This window comes from Micromonospora sp. NPDC050417, from assembly GCF_044458865.1.
Classification (GTDB): Bacteria; Actinomycetota; Actinomycetes; order Mycobacteriales; family Micromonosporaceae; genus Micromonospora_G.
On record NZ_JBITIH010000012.1, the window covers coordinates 191265 to 209357 of the forward strand.

An 18093-nucleotide genomic window follows, 5' to 3' on the forward strand; every position below is an offset into this window, starting at 1 on the left:
AACGGGGATCGGTGCAAACATAGGCCACCGGCAATCATGGTGAAACAAATACGTGCCTCGGGCGGGTCATGGGAGGCGGTATTCCGACCTCACGGTCAGCACGACCATCCTCCACGGACAGTGTTCCTCTAGGCTGCTCCCGTGACCGCATGTGACGTCGCCGTCGTCGGCGCCGGGCCGGCCGGACTCTCCGCCGCCTACGCCGCCGCCCGGGCCGGAGCCCGCACCTTGGTGCTGGAGCGGGCCGAACACCCCCGTTACAAAACTTGCGGCGGCGGGCTCATCGGCACCTCGCTCGCCGCGCTCGACGGGCGGATCGAGGTCCCCGCCGACGACCAGGTGCGGCGCGTGACGTTCACTCACGACGGTCGGCGTGGTTTCAGCCGTGACCACGGGTCGCCACTCGTGCTGATGGTGCGCCGCCCCGAGTTCGACGACCGGCTACGCCGGGCCGCAGCCGCCGCGGGCGCCGAGATCCGCGAGCGGGTCACCGTACGCGCCATCGAACAGGACCCGGACGGGGTACGAATCCGCCTCGCCGACGGCACCGAGGTGACCGCCGGCGTGGTCGTCGGCGCCGACGGTTCCTCCGGCGTCACCGCCCGCCACGTCGGTGTCGAATACGACCAGGTCGACCTCGGACTGGAGCTGGAACTGCCGGTCCCGTCGGCATTGCAGGAGCGGTGGCGGGGCCGACTGCTGCTCGACTGGGGACCGATCCCGGGTTCGTATGCCTGGATCTTCCCCAAGGGCGACGTGCTCACCGTCGGTGTCATTGCCGAGCGTGGTCAGCCCGAGGCGACCCGACGCTACCTGCGGGACTTCGTCGAACGCCACGGTCTCGCCGGGATCGACCCGATCCACGACTCGGGTCACCTGACCCGTTGCCGTACCGACCGTTCGCCACTGCGGCGGGGACGGGTGGTGGTCGCGGGTGACGCCGCCGGTCTGCTCGAACCGTGGACCCGTGAGGGGATCAGCTTCGCGCTCCGCTCCGGCACGCTCGCCGGCGTCGCGGCCGCCAGCGGCGACCTCGACGGTTACGTCACGGCGGTGCACCAACAGCTCGGCCCGTCGATGGCGGCCGGGCGGCGCCTGCTCGGCGCGTTCACCCGGCACCCGGGAATCTTCCACGCCGTGGTCGCGACCCCGCCCGGCTGGCGGATGTTCGCCCGGTTCTGCCAGGGCGAGGCGTCCTTCCAACGAACCCTGACCCGCACCCCGGTCCGCGCGGCACTCGCCCTGCTCGGCTCCTGACCGCACCGGGTCGGCGCCCGCGAACGCCGCCGAGGACCACACCCGGGCCCGTGGCCGGCGTTCCTCCATCCGGGTGACGGGGTGGTCGCGCCGCGCGGAACCGGGTGACAATGGGGCGGAACGAGGAGGCCGCCATGGCGACAGGTGACGAATCCGTCGAACACTTCCCGGACGAGGAACTGGCCTAATGCCACGGATCCTGCCACCGCTCGGCGCGGCGACCGGTGTCGCCGGCAGCGCACTTTCCGTCGCCGTCCTGCCCTGGGCGGTGTACGGCAGGTTCGACATCCACCTCACCCGGTTCCCGGGCTGGCAGTTCTACGTGGTGAGCGTGCTGGCGCTGCACGGCTGCGTCGCCTGGGCGCTGTTCGTCCCGGCCGGCCGTCGGTCTGTCGTGCCGCTCGTGGTCGGTGCGGCCAGCGCGTTCGTTGCCGCCGGCTCCGCGATGGTCCTGGCGTTCCGGTACGACGACGCGAGCGCGCTGTTCCCCGGCGTCGTACCCATGGTGTTGCCGATGCCCGGGCCGGGTCCGGTGGCCGCCCTGCTGGGGATCGTGGCGGGAATCGGTGCCGTACTGGCGTCCCGCGACCGAACCGCTTCGCCCCGCACCGGTTCCATCCCCGTCTAGTCTGGTCGCCGCGACCACTCACGACACGGGGGAGTTGCAGGGTGCAGACGCCGCGCGACCATGGTCCGCTCCGGCCCAAACGACGGTGGTGGCCAGCGCGGTGGGTCCGTTGGATCCTGGGTGGCGAGGTCCGCGGCTGGTCCCGCTGGCAGCGCGGCCAGGTGCTCGCGTCGTGCGCCGTGTTCGTCGCCTGCCTCCTGGTCCTCCATCGTCTGGTGCCGAACGGAGTCGGCCACCTCGGCAGCCTCCTGGAGACCTTTCTTCCCTGGCTCGGGCTCGGCATTCCGGCACTGGTCGTGTTGAGCCTGCTGCGCCGTTCGGTGGTCGCGCTGCTGGCGGTGCTGGTGCCGGTCACCGCCTGGCTCGGCCTCTTCGGTGGCCTGCTGCTGCCCGGCACCGGGTCGGAGTACGACCTCACCGCGGTCGCGCACAACGTCAGTGACGAGAACCCGGACCCGGCGGGTACGGCGACGACACTCATGGCGGTCCGGCCCGATCTCATCGGCCTGGCGGAGGTGACGCCGGCCGCGCTGCCCGCCTACAGGGCGACCCTGGCCCCGGAGTACCCCCATCACACGGTTCACGGCACCGTCGGACTCTGGTCGAGGTATCCGCTCACCGACGCCCGGCTGGTCGACATCAGACCAGACGGGTTCGGGGCAGACTGGGATCGGGGACTGCGGGCGACCGCGCGTACGCCCTGGGGCGACGTGGCGGTGTACGTGGCCCACCTGCCCTCGGTACGTCTCGGGCTGCCGGACGGTTTCGGTACCGTACGACGGGACCAGAGCGCTGTCCTGCTCGGCCGCGCGCTGCGCGCCGAACGGTCGGAGCGGGTCGTCCTGCTGGGCGACCTGAACAGCACGGTGGACGACCGCGGACTGGAGCCGGTACGTGCACAGTTACCCTCGGTCGGGTCGGGTTTCGCGTTCAGTTGGCCGGCGGCTCTGCCGGTTGCCCGGATCGACCAGGTCATGGCCCGCGCGGCTACCATCACCGAAATCTGGTCCCTGCCCGCGACCGGAAGTGACCATCTACCGATCGGCGCCCGGTTGCGGTTCTGACCGCCGCGACGATGCCGGCCTCGACGGGGTCAGGACACCTCGGCGGAGCCACCCAGGAACGCGGTGAGTGCGGCCCGCCAGGCGACCGGGCTGTCCAGGTGTACGTCATGCCCGGCCCCCGGTACCTCCACGGCGGTGAGCATCGGGTGCCGTCGCATCCTCGTGTACTCGTCGGCACCCATGAAGCCCTGCTCGCCCTTCACCAGCAGGGTCGGGCAGGCGACCTGCTCGAACTCGTCCCAGCGGGGCTCTGCGACACCAGCGATGGTGGCGACCATGATGTCCCGGTCGAACGCCGGATACCAGCCGTCCGCGTGTTCCCGTAGCCCGCCGGCCCAGGCCGTCCCGACCAGGCCACCGCCGAGATACTCGGCGGCGGTGGCCTGGTCCGAAAACGGGACTGGCCAGTCGGCGAGCCAGCGGTCGATGCCGTCGGCGGTGTCGTCTTCCGGTCCGTCCCCCGCCGGACCCGCCTCCACCAGGACCAGCCGATTCACCAGCAGGGGATGGCTGGCGGCGGTGAGCAGGGCGGTGTGCCCGCCGAGTGACTGCCCGACCAGGACGGCTGGGCCGAGGAGCCCGAGAGCCGCTGCCGCGTCGGTGACGTGGGCGGCCCGGGAGACGTCCTTCGGCCGACGTTCGCTGTCGCCGTGCCCGCGCGGGTCGAGCGCGTAAACCTGGTGCGTGTCGGCGAGCCAGGAGGCCGTGGCCGACCACTCCCCGGCGTAGCCGCAGAGCCCGGGCAGCAGAAGTACCGGTGAGCCGGCGCCGCCGAGGTTGTGCAACGCCAGCCGGGTGCGGTCCGGAGCATAGAGATCAATGATGGGTACGCACGCTACCAGCGACCCGGGACGTGGAGGAACACCCGAGCGGGCGCCCCTCCACGTCGTCGCATCGCGTTGCGGGTCAGGCGGGGAACTCCACGGGTACGCCCTCGCGTACCAGCCGCCAGTTCGGCACGAAGAAGTCGGCCGGGTCGATCGTGCCCCTCTCCTGTGCCCAGTCGATCAGCAGTTGGCGGATCTCCTGCTGCTGGTTGTAGATCTGGGTCTTCACGATGCCGGGGAAGTTGCCGCCCCCGCTGCGCCGGTAGTTGTTCACCGCGATCACGAACTGATCGCCGTCGGCCACCGGCGTTTCCGTACCCGGGTGCACCAGGCGGGTGATCCGTTGGCCGACCGGGCGGCTGATGTCGATGTCGTAGTCGACACCGGAGATGGTGTCGTAGTTGTAGTCCGGCACCGACGGGTCGTTGAGGGTTGCCGGGTCCACCGGGGCACCCGGGCCGAGGGTGCGGAAGTACTTGGCCGAGTACTCCAGGTACGCCTTCACCTCGGCGCCGCTGATCACGACGGCTTCGAGGGTGTTGTCGTAGATGTAGAGCCCCGCCACATCCTTGATCTTCACGTCGCCGGCGGGGAAGACCGCGGTACGGCTGAACGGGGCGGCGATCGACAGCACCGGCAGGCTCGCGTACGTCGTACCCGCCAGGGCGGCGGTGACGACGTCGGTCTGCACCTTGTTGATGTAGTCGAGGATCGGGGTGTCCTTGTAGCGGGACTCGGTCGCCGGCAGTTCGACCGCGGAGGTCGCCACCACCTGGTTCACGTACGCGACCGTCTTGTTGTGCTGGGCGCGTACGGCCGCCAGCACCTTCGGGTCCTCGGCCACGGTGTTGGTGTTCAGCATGGTGGCCCGCTTGCTGGTGATCTTCCAGCAGTTGCGTTCCCGGGTCAACGTGAAGTCCATCCGGGTGAGTCGCTGGCCCCACCGCGACGGTTCCGATGTCAACACCTGTACGCCGGTGGCGGCGTTGACGACGAAGCGCTCCACGACCTCGTTGTGGGCGTGCCCGAAGAGGATCGCGTCGATGCCGGGCACCTGCTGCGCGATCAGCGCGACCGGGTTCTCGTTCGGTAACTCGGGGCCGTAGCTGGACGTACCGTTGTCACCACCGTGCGCGGAGATCAGCACGATGTCGGCACCGCGTTGGCGCATCACCGGGACCCACCTGGCGGCAGTGGCGATCATGTCCTCGAACCGTAGCTTGCCCTCGACGTTGCCCTTGTCCCAGATGGCCACGCCCGGGTTGGTCAGGCCGAGGATGCCGACCCGCAGAGTCGGCGCGCCCCGACCGAGGTCGACCTTCTTGATGATGTACGGCGTGTAGGCCGGCTTGCCGGTACGGGCGTTGACCGCGTTGGCGGCCAGCGCGGGGAAACCGAGCTGCCGGATCCACAGGTCGAGCAGGGGGAGACCGTAGTTGAACTCGTGGTTGCCGAGGGTGACGGCGTCGTAGTCGAGGACGTTCATCGCCCGAGCCATCGGGTGCTTCTCGCCAGTCGAGGTGATCGGCTCCTGCTTGGCGTAGTACGTCGCCAGGGAGGTGCCCTGGATCGTGTCCCCGGCGTCCAACACCAGGGTCGCCTTGCCTCGGCGCTCGTTGCGGATCTGGTTGACGAGCGTGGTCAGCTTCGCTACGCCGATATCGTTGTGCGCGCTGTCGTCGTACTCGGCATCCTTGTAGTAGTCCCAGTTGTAGACGTTACCGTGAGTGTCCGAAGTGCCCAGGACGGTGAGGTCCCAGCTTTTCGGCTTCGCGGCCCCGTGCGCCTGGGCTGGAGCGGCGGCGACCAGCGGTGCTGCGGCGGCAGCTGTCGCGGCGGCGACCAGAAGTTGGCGGCGGGACGGGCCGGACGGAGAGGTCATTACACGCCTTTCCCTGACGGTGGGGTGGGCCTCGTGGGCGTCGTCGGCACGATAACCATCCGGTCGGAACCGCGCCAGTGCGGAACGGAAGTGACAGCCAGCGGTCACCTACCGCATACCTGGGCGAAACCGGTGTGAGCCGCCATCGGGAGGGGCCCCACGTACGCGCGGTCAGCGTGGGTCAGGCCCGTGGTACGGGGTCGTAGACCAATACAGTCGCCAGAACGAAGTCGTAGACGAGGAACGCCGCGTAGCCGATCAACGCGAGACCGACCAGCATCGCGACAACCCTCTTGACTGGTTGGTAACGCCCGCCCACCCGGGGGACGACGAAGAAGGCGTCATTGAGTAGCCGCGTGGTGCGTCCCGGTACCACCAACAGGGCACCTCCCAATCCGAACAACGCCCCGCTCAAGAGCACCATGAGCAGGACCGTGCCCATGCCGCCGCGCATGAGTCCTCCACTCGTTTTCTGGACCGAACCGGACAAGTTTTCAGTCGCCGCGTAGCCGGGTCAACATGCCCGAAGAATCCTTGACGCGATGCCTACAGGTGTCACCTCATCCGCCCTGTCCCCGGATGCGAGGTTTTTGGGCTTGATCAACATGCTGGGGGGCCATGATCGGCGGAATGTTGGCGGGGGTGGGGTCGTTATACATCGCGTACGACCGGAGCAGCGCCGGGGCAGTGTTCTTCCCTGCCTCATAGAGGGCCTGTGGCCTCGTACTTCTTCTTCCTTCGAGCACGGCACCTTTCCCCCTTTGTGTGTGCGTGCTGGGAGAGCCCCCGATTGGAAGGTGAACCATCGTGAAGACGACTTTCACCGCTGTTACCAAGACTTCGTTCGTTCGTAGGACCGCTCTGGGTGTCGCCAGCCTCGCCTTCGTCGGTGGCGCTGTCGCCGGCCCGGTGGGCCACGCGTTCGCGGCCCCGGCCGAGCACACGGCCCCGGCGATGACCACCGTCGCGCAGGAGACTGCCGCCAAGCCGGCCATGGACAAGCTTGTGCCGCACGGCACGCAGGGTGCGCAGTCGCGGATCAGTCTGTCGAAGGAGCAGACCGACAACGCCAAGGCGATCACTGATACCGCTAAGAAGCTTGGTATGGGTGAGCGTGGTGCGGTGATCGCGGTCGCTACGTCGATGCAGGAGTCGAAGTTGGAGAACCTGGGTCATCTGGGTGACATGAACGACCACGACTCCCTGGGTCTGTTCCAGCAGCGCCCGTCGTCTGGTTGGGGTACTCCGGCGCAGATCACGGATCCGACGTACGCGGCGACGGCGTTCCTGAGCAATCTGAAGCAGGTGGATGGTTGGCAGGATCTGCCGTTGACGGTGGCGGCGCAGAAGGTTCAGGTGTCGGCGTTCCCGGACGCGTACGCGCAGTGGGAGAACCAGGCCGCTCACATCGTCCAGGACGTCTGGACCAAGTAAGACACCAGCAGGACAAAGGTATCTCCGGTCGTGACCGGGTCCCAAGTACGGGACCCGGTCACGACCCTTTTCGTGATCGTAAACTGAGGACGTCAGTGACGTGAGGCGCGTACACATGCGTCGCCCGTCGACAGTAGTGGCGCTGCATCCGACCGCTAAATGCCCTTGTTCCGTTGCGGGGCAGTGTCTACTGTGCCGTCATGCTCTCGGGACTGCTGACGGTAACCTTCGATGCGCAGGACGCGGCTCATCTGGCGCAGTTCTGGGCCGGCATGCTCGGCAGGGAGGTCGTCGAGGCTGTCGGTGGTGCCCTCCTGCCCGGTGACGGCACCCAGCCGGGCCTTCGGTTCATCCCGAACCGTACGGAGAAGGTGGGGCCGAACCGCGTGCACCTTCACCTAACCAGTGCCAGCCTCGCCGACCAGCAGCACACGGTGGCGACGGCGCTGAAGCTCGGTGCCAACCACCTTGACGTCGGGCAGCGTCCCGAGGAGGGCCACGTCGTCCTGGCCGACCCGGAGGGCAACGAGTTCTGCGTGATCGAACCGGGCAACACCTTCCTCGCCGGGTGCGGTCTGCTCGGGGAAATTGCCTGCGACGGCACCAGGGAGGTCGGCATCTTCTGGAGCGAGGCCCTGGGTTGGCCGCTTGTCTGGGACCAGAATCAGGAAACCGCGATTCAGTCACCACAAGGCGGCACGAAGGTTGCGTGGGGAGGGCCGCCCCTGGCCCCGAAAGAGCTGAAGAATCGGCAGCGTTTCGACCTCACAGCCGAGGGCGATCAGCAAGCGCAGGTCGATCGGCTGGTCGCCCTCGGAGCCACCCGGCTAGAGGTCGGTGCGGACGGCGCCGTCGTGCTTGCTGATCCCGACGGCAACGAATTCTGCGTGAGAGGGCACTGATCCCAGGCACCTCTGGAGCAGGGGGTTACGACGCGCCGCTGCGGTCAGTCGCTCTTCTTCCGTTCCTTCTCCTCGCGCTCCTTCTCAGCCCGGGACTGCGCGAGGTCGAGGGCCAGCACGCCCGCGAGGATCAGTAGGTGATTCTCGTCGTCCACGATGTTGACCGCGTACGTGTCACGGATCGTGAACCACTTCTTCGACACCGAGGCAACCTCCCGTCCGTCCCGCTCCACCGTGTACTCGTGGTCGAGGAGGTCGCCGCGCATCTCCAGGTCGTGTGGCCCAGGGATGTCGATCGTGTATTTGTCCCTGAAGGGTGTGAAGAGGTTCTTACGTACCTCGGCGGCCTTCTCGCCACCGATCTTGATGGTGTACGTCCGACGCAGTGTGATCAGTTGCCGGTGTACCGAGGCGACCTCTGTGCCGGCCGCGTCTTCGATGACGAGCTTGTCGCGGAGGGTCAGGACCTTGCCGTCGACGCGGAAGACTTTGCGACCCGCATCGTCGGTGATGTCGAAGTCGTCGCCGATGTCGAAGAGCCGCTCACGGATGAGGTACATCCATGCATCTTCCCACCGGATTTCCCCGGCGTCACCTCGGGAACAAATGCCGCCCGACCGTTCCGGTTGTCCGGTGGTGCGAGGTTTCTGGGCTTGATCAACTCGCCTGGGGCCATGATCGGTGGAATGTTGGCGGGGGTGGGGTCGTTATACATCGCGTACGACCGGAGCAGCGCCGGGGCAGTGTTCTTTCCCGCCTCATAGGGCCTGTGGCCTCGTACTTCTTCCCGAGTGACGCACCTGTTTCCCCCTGTTACGTGTGTGCGGCTCGGTACCCCCGATTGGAAGGTGAACCATCGTGAAGACGACTTTCACCGCTGTTACCAAGACTTCGTTCGTTCGTAAGACCGCTCTGGGTGTCGCGAGCCTCGCCTTCGTTGGTGGCGCTGTCGCCGGCCCAGTGGGCCACGCGTTCGCGGCCCCGGCCGGGCACACTGCCCCGGCGATGACCACGGTTGCCGCGGTGACCAGTGACAAGCCGGCCATGGACAAGCTGGTGCCGCACGGCACGCAGGGTGCGCAGTCGCAGATCAGCCTGTCGAAGGAGCAGCTTGCCAACGCCAAGGCGATCACTGATACCGCTAAGAAGTTGGGTATGGGTGAGCGTGGTGCGGTGATCGCGGTCGCTACGTCGATGCAGGAGTCGAAGTTGGAGAACCTGGGTCATCTGGGTGACATGAACGACCACGACTCCCTGGGTCTGTTCCAGCAGCGCCCGTCGTCTGGTTGGGGTACTCCGGCGCAGATCACGGATCCGGCGTACGCGGCGACGGCGTTCCTGAGCAATCTGAAGCAGGTGGATGGTTGGCAGGATCTGCCGTTGACGGTGGCGGCGCAGAAGGTTCAGGTGTCGGCGTTCCCGGACGCGTACGCGCAGTGGGAGAACCAGGCCGCCCACATCGTCCAGGACGTCTGGACCAAGTAAGACCAGGTAACACGGCAGTGGACAGCACAACTTCGTTGGCCGGGCCTCCGTCACGGGGACCCGGCCAACGGCCGTCTTGACCTGGGTGCGGTCAGCGTGGCCAGTCGGCCAGGCGTTGGTGCACGACCCGTACCTCGTCTGTCGTGAGTCCGTAGCGCGCGAACCGTTGGTCGGGCAGCCGATCCAGGTAGCGACCGGCGGCCCGTACGTCGTCCGGGTCGAGCGCCGGATCGTAGCCGTGCGCCAGTGTGAGCAGCTCGTCGATGCGGTACACGTCGAGCGCGGCGGCGATGTCGATGTAGTCGCGTACCTCGCGACGGGTGATCAGGGCGACGGTCTTGCTCGCGACGAGATCCTGGACGTGCATGACCGGCCCCAGGTCCATCACCACCGGGCTCTGGTGACGGTCGAGTCGACCCAGGGTCAGCCTGAGTTGCCGGCCGCCCCGGCTCACGACAAAGTCCTTCATGTCCTGGTCGAATCCGTCGAAGAGGCTGGCCAGGTCGCTTGCCGGATCCTCGTCGCGTACGTCGAAGCCGGCTGCCCGGAGCGCGTTGCGTACCTCGGCCGCCGCCGCGCCCGCCGCGCCGTCGACGTCGGCGAACAGGTCCACGTCCTCGGTGGGGCGACTGACCAGGCCGTGTGCCGCCCAGGCCACCCCGCCACCCAGTACGAACCCGTAGCGGTCGGCGACGGAGAGGGCGACGCGGGCCACCTCGCGGTAGAAGTCGCCCAGGTGGGCGGTGCTCACGCGGCGCGGTGCAGCGAGCGGTGCCGGGTCTCCCAGGCCCGCCGGACGCCGTGCGGCAGGTTCAGCTCCGGCCACACTCGTCGCAGGAGGACGCCGTTGATGAGCCGCCGCAGGTCCTCGGTCCGGGTGGCCTCACGCAGCACGTTCTCGTACATCCAGAGCAGTTGGTCCGGGTCGGCCAGGTCGAAGGTCCGGTCCGGGCACCACATGAGGCGCAACGGCAGTTCGATCCGGCCGCTGACGGGACCGTTCAGCTCGGCGACGGTGCGCGTCACCACGGTGGGACGTCCCGGGCGGGCCAGGAAGGCGCCGCCGGCCATGGTCGTGTGGGTGCCGAGCATGGGGAGAGCGTAGCCCGTACCCGGTCCGATCAGGGCCAAGCCCGTCCGCCATGTCCGTTATGCCGGATTCGCTGCCGGTGGCGGCCGAGCTGGATTCTGGCCAATCGCTCATATCCGGAATGTCGGATGGGGCGGGCCCGTTACACATTGCGTACGCCCGAGCAGCACCTGCCCGGGCGTGTTGTTTTGCCCCGGACTCCTCCTCGCGGAGTGAGTCACCCCCCCGGGTTCGCTCCCTGCGGAGCGTTCACCCCCAACGGAAGGGCTCCCATCGTGAAGACCCGCTTCACTCGATGGCTCCCGGCCATCGCGCAGACCGATTTCCGCCAGTACGCCCAGACCAAGATCGAGCAGGCCGACCTCGGTCGCCGGCTGGAACGGGCCAAGGCGCTACAGGCCGACCTGCGCGGTCTGACGCAGTACCAGATCCGCCGGCTCGACCTGGGTCGGCTCGTCGAGGGCAACCGTCGCAAGGTGGTTCTCACCGTTGCCGGTGTCGCGGCTGTCGGCGGTCTGGCCGCCGGTCCCGCGCTCGCCTCGGGCGACTCGACCTCGCCGAACGTCAACCCGGCCGCCGCGGCACAACTGCGGCAGGCGGTCGTGGCAGAGAAGACCGACGTGAAGCCGTTGGTCGGGCAGCCGACCCCGGACGCCGCTGGGCAGGTCCAGGCGGCCGCCCCCAAGACGGGTGACTCGCCGGTGCGTAAGGTCGCGGAGAAGCCGGCCGACAAGCCGAGCCTGGGCGAGCTGATCCCGTACGGCACGCAGGGCCAGCAGGTCTCCACGCCGCTCTCCGCCGACCAGTGGGACAACGCCAGGGCGATCGTGCAGACCGCCAAGCGAGAGGGTGTCGGTGAGCGTGGCGCCGTCATCGGTGTCGCCACCTCACTGCAGGAGTCGAAGCTGGAGAACCTGGGTCACCTGGGCGCCTCCAACGACCACGACTCGCTGGGCCTGTTCCAGCAGCGTCCGTCGTCGGGTTGGGGTACGCCGGCACAGGTCACCGACCCGGACTACGCCGCCTCGGCCTTCTTCAACGGCCTCAAGCGGGTGAACGGGTGGCAGAACATGCCGTTGACCGAGGCGGCGCAGACCGTGCAGGTCTCAGCCTTCCCGTTCGCGTACGCACAGTGGGAGAACCAGGCCGCGCACATCGTGCAGGACCTCTGGAGCAACAAGTAAGTCGGTAACGAGCACCACGCTGGCCGGGCCCCGAACGGGGACCCGGCCAGCGGTCTGTCCGGAGTCGGCCCGCTGCTCAAAGCCACCTGCGGCGTTTGAAGACCAGGAACAGGCCGACCGCGACGCCAATTGTTATGGCTGTCGACACGACGAACTCTGGCAGCGTGTGTGGCCAGGGGAAGGCCACGTTCTGGCCGAAGAATCCGGTGATCGCGGTCGGCACCGCGATGATCGCCGCCCAGCTGGTGACCTGCTTCACGATCAGATTCATGGTGTTGTTCTGCAACATCAGGTTCGTCTCTAGCATCGCGTTGTTCAGGTCACGCAGCGATTCGGTCCACTCGATCACCCGCAACACATGGTCGTAGACGTCCTGGAAGTAAGGCAGCATCGGCGAGCTGACCAGGTGCATGGTCGGCCGCATCATCGAGTTGACCACCTCCCGCATCGGCAGCGCCACCTGGCGCAGCCGGACCAGGTTGCGCCGGCCGACGAACGTACGCTCCTGCAACTGGGCGTACGACTCCCGGTGCGGGCCGAACATGGCGCTCTGTAGCGTCACCAGCGACTGGTCGAGCTGCTGCACCGACTCGAAGTGGCCGTCGACGAGGGCGTCCACCAGGCCGTAGATCAGGAACGCGACCCCGTGTCGGGCCAGTTCGACGTTCTCGTCCCACCGAATCAGTAGCTGGTCGACGTCGAACCGCTCGTCGTACCGGACCGTGATCAGCACCCGCTGGTTGATGAACGCGGCGACCTCGGCGGTGTCCAACCCGCCGTCCGGGTGCAGTTCCGCCATGTACGTGTTGAGGAACAGGTGTGAGTCGTACCGGTCCAGCTTGGCCCGCTGCGCCTGCTGTACCGCGTCCTCCACCGCCAACGGGTGCATCCCGAACTCCTCGGTCAGCAGGGCGATCTCCTGCGGATTCGGGCGGCACAGGTCGAGCCACGCGAAGGAGCGCTCGGTTTTGTCCAGGCGGGAGGCGACCTCGGTCGACGGAAAGTTCTCCGCGACCAACTTGCCGTCGAGGTAGAGCCGGCTGCGGCTGCTCATCGCTCGTCACCGTCGGAGACCACCGGGCGGCGTCGGCGCCGTGCGCCGTGCGCCCCGGCGTATGCGGCGGTCACCCCCAGCAACAGTGCCCAGAGCACCGCCAGGAACAGCAGCAGCCCAGGCCAGTAGTTCCGGTCGTCCAAGCCGGGGTTCGGCGGTGCCGCCATCGGTCGGGTGAGCAGCGGAATTCCGACCAGCAGCAGAACCCCGCTGGCAACCAGGCCGGCGACGACCGCGCTCCGCCACGGCGAAGGCAGGACACGGGCGAGCAGCGCCGCGCCGAGGGCGGTCACCGGGACGAGCAGCCAGTCGTGCGCCACCGGCCCGACCACCAACCATCCGGCCAACGAGAGTACGAAGTCCGGCTGCCACACGATCTGCGCCCAGAGCAGCCAGCCGCCGTAGCCGAGCACTCCGGCGCCGACCACCGCCAACAGCACCCGTGCCGGCATCACGGCCGCACCCGCAACCCGGTGACCCACTTGGTCTGTGTGACACCCGGTCTGGTCGCCGCGATGATCCGACACGGGTAGCCGTGGTCCAGGCTCAGGTCCGTGCCGTTGATCTGGAGCGCGAGCAGGGTGAGCGGGTCCCGCACGTGCCCCGGCAGCAGCACACTCGTCCGGTACGCCCCGGACCGTTCCAGTGACTCGACCTCGATCCGGCCGGTCGGCGCCCCAACCGCACCGAGTAGGTCAGCGACCACGACGCCGGTCCAGGTGGCGGTCGCGCTCCACCCCTCGACGCAGGCGATCGGCAACGTGGCGGTCCGCTGTGGCAGCGCGACGAGTTGCGCCCGGTCGAGCTGCCTGGTCCCGCCCGGCCAGGTGACCGTCAACCGCCACTCCGGTCCGACCCGCGCCACACCGGCGGCGGTCGCGGTCCGGTTGATCGGCAACCCCTGCGGTCCCCGGGCGGCACGCCAGCTCAACGGTGAGACACGGTAGAGCCAGGGCACCGTCGCCCCGGCAGTGGCGACCAGCGCGGCCACGGCGGCGAACCCGGTGGTGGCCAGAAACCCGCGCCGGCTCAGGCCGCCCGCTCCCGGTGCCGACCGCCCCACCGGCCGGCCCAGACCGTCGCGGATCTTCGGAAGCTTGACGGCGACGTGGATACCGATCGCGCCGATCGCCACCCAGGCGACGGCGTAGTGCGTCGGCACGAACGGGAACAGCCACGGGTACGACTGGGCGCTGTTGAACAGGCCGGTCGCCAGTTGGAAGAACGCGGCGGCGAGCAGTACGAACAGCGCCCCCCGCTCCAGCGCGTGCCGCACCGAACGGACCACCGGTCGGGCGAAGAGCAGCGGGTACACGCTCCAGAGCTTCGCCAGCAGCAGGGGTACGGCGACGATCCCGGAGAGTACGTGCACCCCCTGGGTGATCCGGTAGAAGTCGACCGGTCGGGTCGGCCACCACGAACCGTGCTGGCCGGCATGGGAGAGCAGCCCGGTGGCGAAGCAGAGCCCGAACGTCACCCCGAGTGCCAGCCCGAGCCGCGCGGCGACGCGTACGTCATGCGCCGGGGCGGTGAAGTCCGTCTCGCGCGGTAACCGAATCCTCACCAGGTCACGCCTGGTCCCGCAGCGGCACCAGCCACGACTCGCGTAGGTCGAACACGGCGGCGGCGAACCGCCCACCGGGCACCGTGGCGGCAACCGCGACCGCGTCGGCCATGGTGTCGACGTCGGACATCGGGGGAAGCGGCTCGACCCGCAGACCGTGCTCGCTCAACGCCCGTCGGGTGAGGGCGCCGGTATCCGGCCGGGAGGTCGGTACGGTGCGCAGCACCCGCGCGTCATCCGGGTCACCCAGCCCCAGGGCCCACCAGCCGCCGTCGAGTGCGGTGCCGAGTAGCGCCCGTGCCCCGGCGTCGAGCCGCCGGGCGGCGGCGTCCAGCAGGCTCCAGTGCAGGTGTGGGGTGTCCATCCCGATCTGGAGCAACGGCCGGCCGGGAAACCGTACGCCGACGTCGGCGTACGCGGCGACGAGTCGTTCGGCGAAGGTCGAACCGCGTTGCTCCAGTACCGTCCAGCCGGACAACGCCCGGTGGATCTCCGCACTTCGGCGGGCCGTCGAGAGGTCGCCGGCGAGGGCGATGACCGGGGTCACCGCCGGGGTCGCGGCGACTGTGTCGAGTGTGTCGAGCAGCGAGGCGGCGGCGATCTCGGCGGCCTGTTCCGGGGTCGCCGGAGGAGAGAGCCGGGTCTTGACGGCCCCGGGCACTGGTGCTTTCGCGAGCACCAGGAGCACCGGGTCGGCGGCGCTCACGCCAGCACCCTGGCCATGTCGCGGGCTGCCCGCAGGCTGCCGCGTACGGAGCCGGAGACCTTCGAGGAGGTGCCGGCGGCGCGGGGCCGGTAGAGCACCGGCCGCTCCACGATCCGCCAGCCGGCCGCGGCCGCCCGGGTCAGCAACTCCAGTGGGTAACCGAACGCCCGGTCGCGTACGTCGAGGTCCAGCAGGTCGGTACGGCGTACCGCGCGGACCGGGGCGATGTCGTGTACGGGTGCGCCGCGTCGCCGGATCAGCGCCGCCAGGGCCACGTTGCCGGCACGCGCGTGCCACGGCCAGGCGCCCCGTCCCACCGGAACCCGACGTCCTACGGCGAGGTCGGCGGCGCCCTGCGCAACCAGCGCGACCAGGAGCGGCAACGCGCCCGGGTCGAGTGAGCCGTCGGCGTCGATCACACAGACGATCTCGGCGGTCGCCGCCCGCAGACCGGTGTCGACGGCCGCTCCGTAACCGCGCCGCGCCTCGGTCACCACGTACGCGCCGTGCCGGGCCGCCACCTCCGGCGACCCGTCCCGCGACCCGTTGTCCACCACGATCGCCCGGTAGCCGTCGGGCAGCCGGCGCAGCAGATCCGGTAGTGCCGCCGCCTCGTCGAGGCAGGGCAGCACCACGTCCACCCGATGTGATTGGGTCACGGCGACTCCTCGTACTGCGTAGGTGAGCCGCAGTTAGCCATTGCCGGCAGGTTTAAACGCTGTCGGCGTGGGTTGGGATCCGACCGGCGCGGCGGCTCGCCGTGCCCGCCCCGCTCGTCCGTTCCGCCCCGCTCGTCCGTTCCGCCCCGCTCGTCCGTTCCGCGCCGGTAGCGTGGCCGCGTGCAGCAGGCGCCGGAGAGGACCCGCGCCGGGCGCCGACACGTCGGCGCCGACGCCCTGGCCGCACTGGTCGCGCTGCTCCTGGTCGGCTGCGCCGCGGCGGTCGGCTGGTGGCTCCGCCGGGCCGGGGTGCCGATCCATGCCGGCGCCGCACCGCTCTTCGCCACCTGGGGGCCACACCTGGGCCCCGGTACGCCACTGGCGTTGCTGGTCGCGACGCTCGCCGTCGGGTACGGGCCCCGGCTCTCCGTCCGGCTGCGGTGGCCGGTCCTGCTGGGCGCCGGGTACGCGACCGCGGTCGCCTGGACCCTCTCACTGGCCCTGGTCGACGGGGTGCGAGTCGGCCTGACCACCCGGCTCACCCTGGATGCCGAGTACCTCGCCGAGGTGCCCGGGGTGACCGACGCCCCCGCGATGGTGCGTGACTTCGCCGGCCGGATCCTCGACTTCCAACCCGACTCCTGGGCCACCCACGTGTCCGGGCACCCACCCGGCGCGCTGCTGGTCTTCGTCTGGCTCGACCGTGGTGGGCTGGCCGGCGGTGGCTGGGCGGCGCTGCTCTGTGTCGTGGTCGGCGCGGCCACGGCGGTCGCGGTGCCGGTCACCGTCCGCGCCCTCGGAGACGAGCGGACGGCGCGAGCGGTGCTGCCGTTCGTGGTGCTCTTTCCGGGTGCGGTCTGGTGGGGCGCCTCGGCCGACGCGATCTTCGCCGGGGTGACCGCGACCGGGATCGCCCTGCTCGCCGTCGCCACCCGGTCCGTCCGAGGCCAACCGGTCGGCGTACCGGTGGCTTTCGCTGCTGGGCTGCTGCTCGGGTTCGGGCTCTTCCTCTCGTACGGTCTGGTGCTGGTCGCCCCGCTGGTGGGCGCCGTGCTGCTGGTGAGCCGTCGGATCTGGCCGACGGTTCCGCTGCTGCTCGGGATCGCGGCCGTGGTCGTCGGGTTCGCCGAGGCCGGGTTCTGGTGGTACGACGGGTACCGGCTGGTGGTCGAGCGGTACTACCAGGGCATCGCCCGGGAGCGGCCGTACGCGTACTGGGTCTGGGCCAACCTCGCGGCTCTGGTGCTGGCCGCCGGACCAGCCTGCGCCCCCGCGTTGCGACGGGCGCTCCGGGCGCCCGGGGGCACGGAACACGGTTGGGTCCGTGCGGTCGTCGCCCGGTTGTCGACCGCGCCGGTCGCGCTGGCCCTGGCCGCCGCGCTTGCGATCGTGGTGGCCGACCTGTCCGGGATGAGCAAGGCCGAGGTGGAACGGATCTGGTTGCCGTTCGCGGTCTGGTTGCCCACGGCCGCCGCGCTGCTGCCATCGGGTCACCGTCGCTGCTGGCTCGCCCTCCAGGCGGTGACCGCGCTCGCGGTCAACCACCTGGTCTGGACGGTGTGGTGAACGGTGACGTCTCCGACACGCCGGAGGTGTTACGACCGCCACGATGGCTGCTCGCCTACGCCGGTTCGGTCCTGCTCACGAGTACGGTGTGCGGGGCGACTCCCGGCCGGTCAGCCGCGGCAGGTGCCGGTTGCCAGCAACCCGGCTGACGGTAGGAGAGACGGATGTTGGAGACGAGTCTGAAGTGGCCCCCGACCCCGGCCGCGGCACTGGAGTTGCTGCTGGAGGGGAACAAGCGTTTCATCAGCGGCAACCGGCTCCACCCGCACCAGGACGCCGATCGGCGTACCGCACTCGCCCCGGCGCAGCGGCCGTTCGCGGTCCTGTTCGGCTGTTCCGACTCCCGCCTGGCCGCCGAGATCATCTTCGACCGGGGCCTCGGTGACCTGTTTGTCGTCCGGACCGCCGGACACGTGGTCGGACCGGAGGTGCTGGGCAGCATCGAGTACGGCATCGCCGTGCTGGACACCCCGCTGATCGCCGTCCTGGGCCACGACTCCTGTGGGGCGATCGCCGCCACCCTGGCCGCGATCGATCAGGGCACCACGCCGCCCGGGTTCATGCGGGACGTGGTGGAACGGGTGATGATCAGCGTGCTCCCGGTACGGGATCAGGCCGCGGACGACCCCGACCTGGCCGTCGAGGAGCACGTCCGTCACACCGTCGACATGCTGACGCACCGTTCCGCGGTGATCGCCGAGCGGTTGGCCGACGGCCGGTGTGGCGTGGTCGGCCTCTCCTACCGGCTGGCCGAGGGTAGCGTACGGCGTGTGGGCGGTTTCGGAGTGTAA

Annotated in this window: 20 protein-coding genes; 9 read left to right on the top strand and 11 right to left on the bottom strand. The window is 69.3% G+C overall.

Going from position 1 to position 18093, the window contains the following annotated elements; all coding sequences use genetic code 11:
- Positions 1 to 141: 141 nt before the first annotated feature.
- From ACIBF5_RS17680 to ACIBF5_RS17690, 3 genes are all read left to right on the top strand, one after another.
- Complete coding sequence (locus ACIBF5_RS17680) at positions 142 to 1257, top strand: geranylgeranyl reductase family protein (protein ID WP_396812775.1); 1116 nt, start codon at positions 142 to 144, stop codon at positions 1255 to 1257.
- A 187-nt stretch (positions 1258 to 1444) separates the two neighbouring features.
- On the top strand, positions 1445 to 1885 hold the full coding sequence (locus ACIBF5_RS17685) for a hypothetical protein (protein ID WP_396812777.1): 441 nt from the start codon (positions 1445 to 1447) through the stop codon (positions 1883 to 1885).
- A 113-nt stretch (positions 1886 to 1998) separates the two neighbouring features.
- Positions 1999 to 2949, top strand: coding sequence for an endonuclease/exonuclease/phosphatase family protein (locus ACIBF5_RS17690; RefSeq protein WP_396812866.1), 951 nt, complete (start codon positions 1999 to 2001; stop codon positions 2947 to 2949).
- 29 nt (positions 2950 to 2978) lie between these two features.
- On the opposite strand, the gene ACIBF5_RS17695 is transcribed toward ACIBF5_RS17690, so the two are convergent.
- From ACIBF5_RS17695 to ACIBF5_RS17705, 3 genes are all read right to left on the bottom strand, one after another.
- The gene (locus ACIBF5_RS17695; protein WP_396812779.1) at positions 2979 to 3734 is read right to left on the bottom strand and encodes an alpha/beta fold hydrolase; all 756 of its coding nucleotides are present in this window, start codon (positions 3732 to 3734) and stop codon (positions 2979 to 2981) included.
- A 121-nt stretch (positions 3735 to 3855) separates the two neighbouring features.
- Positions 3856 to 5658, bottom strand: a complete 1803-nt coding sequence (locus tag ACIBF5_RS17700) for a bifunctional metallophosphatase/5'-nucleotidase (protein ID WP_396812781.1) — start codon at positions 5656 to 5658, stop codon at positions 3856 to 3858.
- 181 nt (positions 5659 to 5839) lie between these two features.
- Positions 5840 to 6112 (bottom strand): hypothetical protein, encoded by a 273-nt coding sequence (locus ACIBF5_RS17705; protein ID WP_396812783.1) that lies wholly within the window; start codon positions 6110 to 6112, stop codon positions 5840 to 5842.
- 353 nt (positions 6113 to 6465) lie between these two features.
- Here ACIBF5_RS17705 and ACIBF5_RS17710 point away from each other — a divergent pair, with 353 nt between their 5' ends.
- Both ACIBF5_RS17710 and ACIBF5_RS17715 read left to right on the top strand, forming a co-directional pair.
- Positions 6466 to 7092, top strand: a complete 627-nt coding sequence (locus ACIBF5_RS17710; RefSeq protein WP_396812785.1) for a hypothetical protein — start codon at positions 6466 to 6468, stop codon at positions 7090 to 7092.
- Positions 7093 to 7292: 200 nt separating this feature from the next.
- Positions 7293 to 7994, top strand: coding sequence for a VOC family protein (locus ACIBF5_RS17715; protein WP_396812787.1), 702 nt, complete (start codon positions 7293 to 7295; stop codon positions 7992 to 7994).
- 44 nt (positions 7995 to 8038) lie between these two features.
- Here ACIBF5_RS17715 and ACIBF5_RS17720 read toward each other — a convergent pair whose 3' ends face one another.
- On the bottom strand, positions 8039 to 8554 hold the full coding sequence (locus tag ACIBF5_RS17720) for an LURP-one-related/scramblase family protein (RefSeq protein ID WP_396812789.1): 516 nt from the start codon (positions 8552 to 8554) through the stop codon (positions 8039 to 8041).
- 298 nt (positions 8555 to 8852) lie between these two features.
- On the opposite strand from ACIBF5_RS17720, the gene ACIBF5_RS17725 reads away from it, so the two are divergent.
- Entirely contained in the window at positions 8853 to 9479 is a 627-nt protein-coding gene (locus tag ACIBF5_RS17725) for a hypothetical protein (RefSeq protein WP_396812791.1), read from the top strand.
- A gap of 91 nt (positions 9480 to 9570) precedes the next feature.
- On the opposite strand, the gene ACIBF5_RS17730 is transcribed toward ACIBF5_RS17725, so the two are convergent.
- Both ACIBF5_RS17730 and ACIBF5_RS17735 read right to left on the bottom strand, forming a co-directional pair.
- Positions 9571 to 10230, bottom strand: coding sequence for a nucleotidyl transferase AbiEii/AbiGii toxin family protein (locus ACIBF5_RS17730; RefSeq protein WP_396812793.1), 660 nt, complete (start codon positions 10228 to 10230; stop codon positions 9571 to 9573).
- Positions 10227 to 10571: a hypothetical protein gene (locus ACIBF5_RS17735; protein WP_396812795.1), complete on the bottom strand. Its 345-nt coding sequence runs from the start codon at positions 10569 to 10571 to the stop codon at positions 10227 to 10229. The genes ACIBF5_RS17730 and ACIBF5_RS17735 overlap by 4 nt, the downstream gene beginning before the upstream one ends.
- Before the next feature lie 273 nt (positions 10572 to 10844).
- Between ACIBF5_RS17735 and ACIBF5_RS17740 the strand changes: the two genes are divergently transcribed.
- On the top strand, positions 10845 to 11753 hold the full coding sequence (locus ACIBF5_RS17740; RefSeq protein WP_396812797.1) for a hypothetical protein: 909 nt from the start codon (positions 10845 to 10847) through the stop codon (positions 11751 to 11753).
- Between the two features lie 76 nt (positions 11754 to 11829).
- Here ACIBF5_RS17740 and ACIBF5_RS17745 read toward each other — a convergent pair whose 3' ends face one another.
- From ACIBF5_RS17745 to ACIBF5_RS17765, 5 genes are read right to left on the bottom strand one after another with little or no spacing between them, the layout of a single operon-like run.
- Positions 11830 to 12807: a magnesium transporter CorA family protein gene (locus ACIBF5_RS17745; RefSeq protein WP_396812799.1), complete on the bottom strand. Its 978-nt coding sequence runs from the start codon at positions 12805 to 12807 to the stop codon at positions 11830 to 11832.
- Positions 12804 to 13259, bottom strand: coding sequence for a hypothetical protein (locus ACIBF5_RS17750; RefSeq protein ID WP_396812801.1), 456 nt, complete (start codon positions 13257 to 13259; stop codon positions 12804 to 12806). Before ACIBF5_RS17750 ends, ACIBF5_RS17745 begins: the two co-directional genes overlap by 4 nt.
- Positions 13259 to 14371 (bottom strand): molybdopterin-dependent oxidoreductase, encoded by a 1113-nt coding sequence (locus ACIBF5_RS17755; RefSeq protein ID WP_396812803.1) that lies wholly within the window; start codon positions 14369 to 14371, stop codon positions 13259 to 13261. Before ACIBF5_RS17755 ends, ACIBF5_RS17750 begins: the two co-directional genes overlap by 1 nt.
- A 4-nt stretch (positions 14372 to 14375) precedes the next feature.
- A complete protein-coding gene (locus ACIBF5_RS17760; RefSeq protein WP_396812805.1) occupies positions 14376 to 15077 on the bottom strand; it encodes a DUF2064 domain-containing protein in 702 nt (233 codons plus the stop codon).
- Entirely contained in the window at positions 15074 to 15736 is a 663-nt protein-coding gene (locus tag ACIBF5_RS17765) for a glycosyltransferase family 2 protein (protein ID WP_396812807.1), read from the bottom strand. Before ACIBF5_RS17765 ends, ACIBF5_RS17760 begins: the two co-directional genes overlap by 4 nt.
- A gap of 180 nt (positions 15737 to 15916) precedes the next feature.
- Here ACIBF5_RS17765 and ACIBF5_RS17770 point away from each other — a divergent pair, with 180 nt between their 5' ends.
- Complete coding sequence (locus ACIBF5_RS17770) at positions 15917 to 17302, top strand: hypothetical protein (RefSeq protein ID WP_396812809.1); 1386 nt, start codon at positions 15917 to 15919, stop codon at positions 17300 to 17302.
- Positions 17303 to 17466: 164 nt separating this feature from the next.
- The gene (locus ACIBF5_RS17775) at positions 17467 to 18093 is read left to right on the top strand and encodes a carbonic anhydrase (RefSeq protein WP_396812811.1); all 627 of its coding nucleotides are present in this window, start codon (positions 17467 to 17469) and stop codon (positions 18091 to 18093) included.

Coding starts and splice junctions, on each gene's coding strand:
- ACIBF5_RS17685 (WP_396812777.1), top strand. CDS start 1,445: ATGCCACGGATCCTGCCACCGCTCGGCGCGGCGACCGGTGTCGCCGGC.
- ACIBF5_RS17700 (WP_396812781.1), bottom strand. CDS start 5,658: ATGACCTCTCCGTCCGGCCCGTCCCGCCGCCAACTTCTGGTCGCCGCC.
- ACIBF5_RS17705 (WP_396812783.1), bottom strand. CDS start 6,112: ATGCGCGGCGGCATGGGCACGGTCCTGCTCATGGTGCTCTTGAGCGGG.
- ACIBF5_RS17715 (WP_396812787.1), top strand. CDS start 7,293: ATGCTCTCGGGACTGCTGACGGTAACCTTCGATGCGCAGGACGCGGCT.
- ACIBF5_RS17720 (WP_396812789.1), bottom strand. CDS start 8,554: ATGTACCTCATCCGTGAGCGGCTCTTCGACATCGGCGACGACTTCGAC.
- ACIBF5_RS17735 (WP_396812795.1), bottom strand. CDS start 10,571: ATGCTCGGCACCCACACGACCATGGCCGGCGGCGCCTTCCTGGCCCGC.
- ACIBF5_RS17745 (WP_396812799.1), bottom strand. CDS start 12,807: ATGAGCAGCCGCAGCCGGCTCTACCTCGACGGCAAGTTGGTCGCGGAG.
- ACIBF5_RS17750 (WP_396812801.1), bottom strand. CDS start 13,259: ATGCCGGCACGGGTGCTGTTGGCGGTGGTCGGCGCCGGAGTGCTCGGC.
- ACIBF5_RS17775 (WP_396812811.1), top strand. CDS start 17,467: ATGTTGGAGACGAGTCTGAAGTGGCCCCCGACCCCGGCCGCGGCACTG.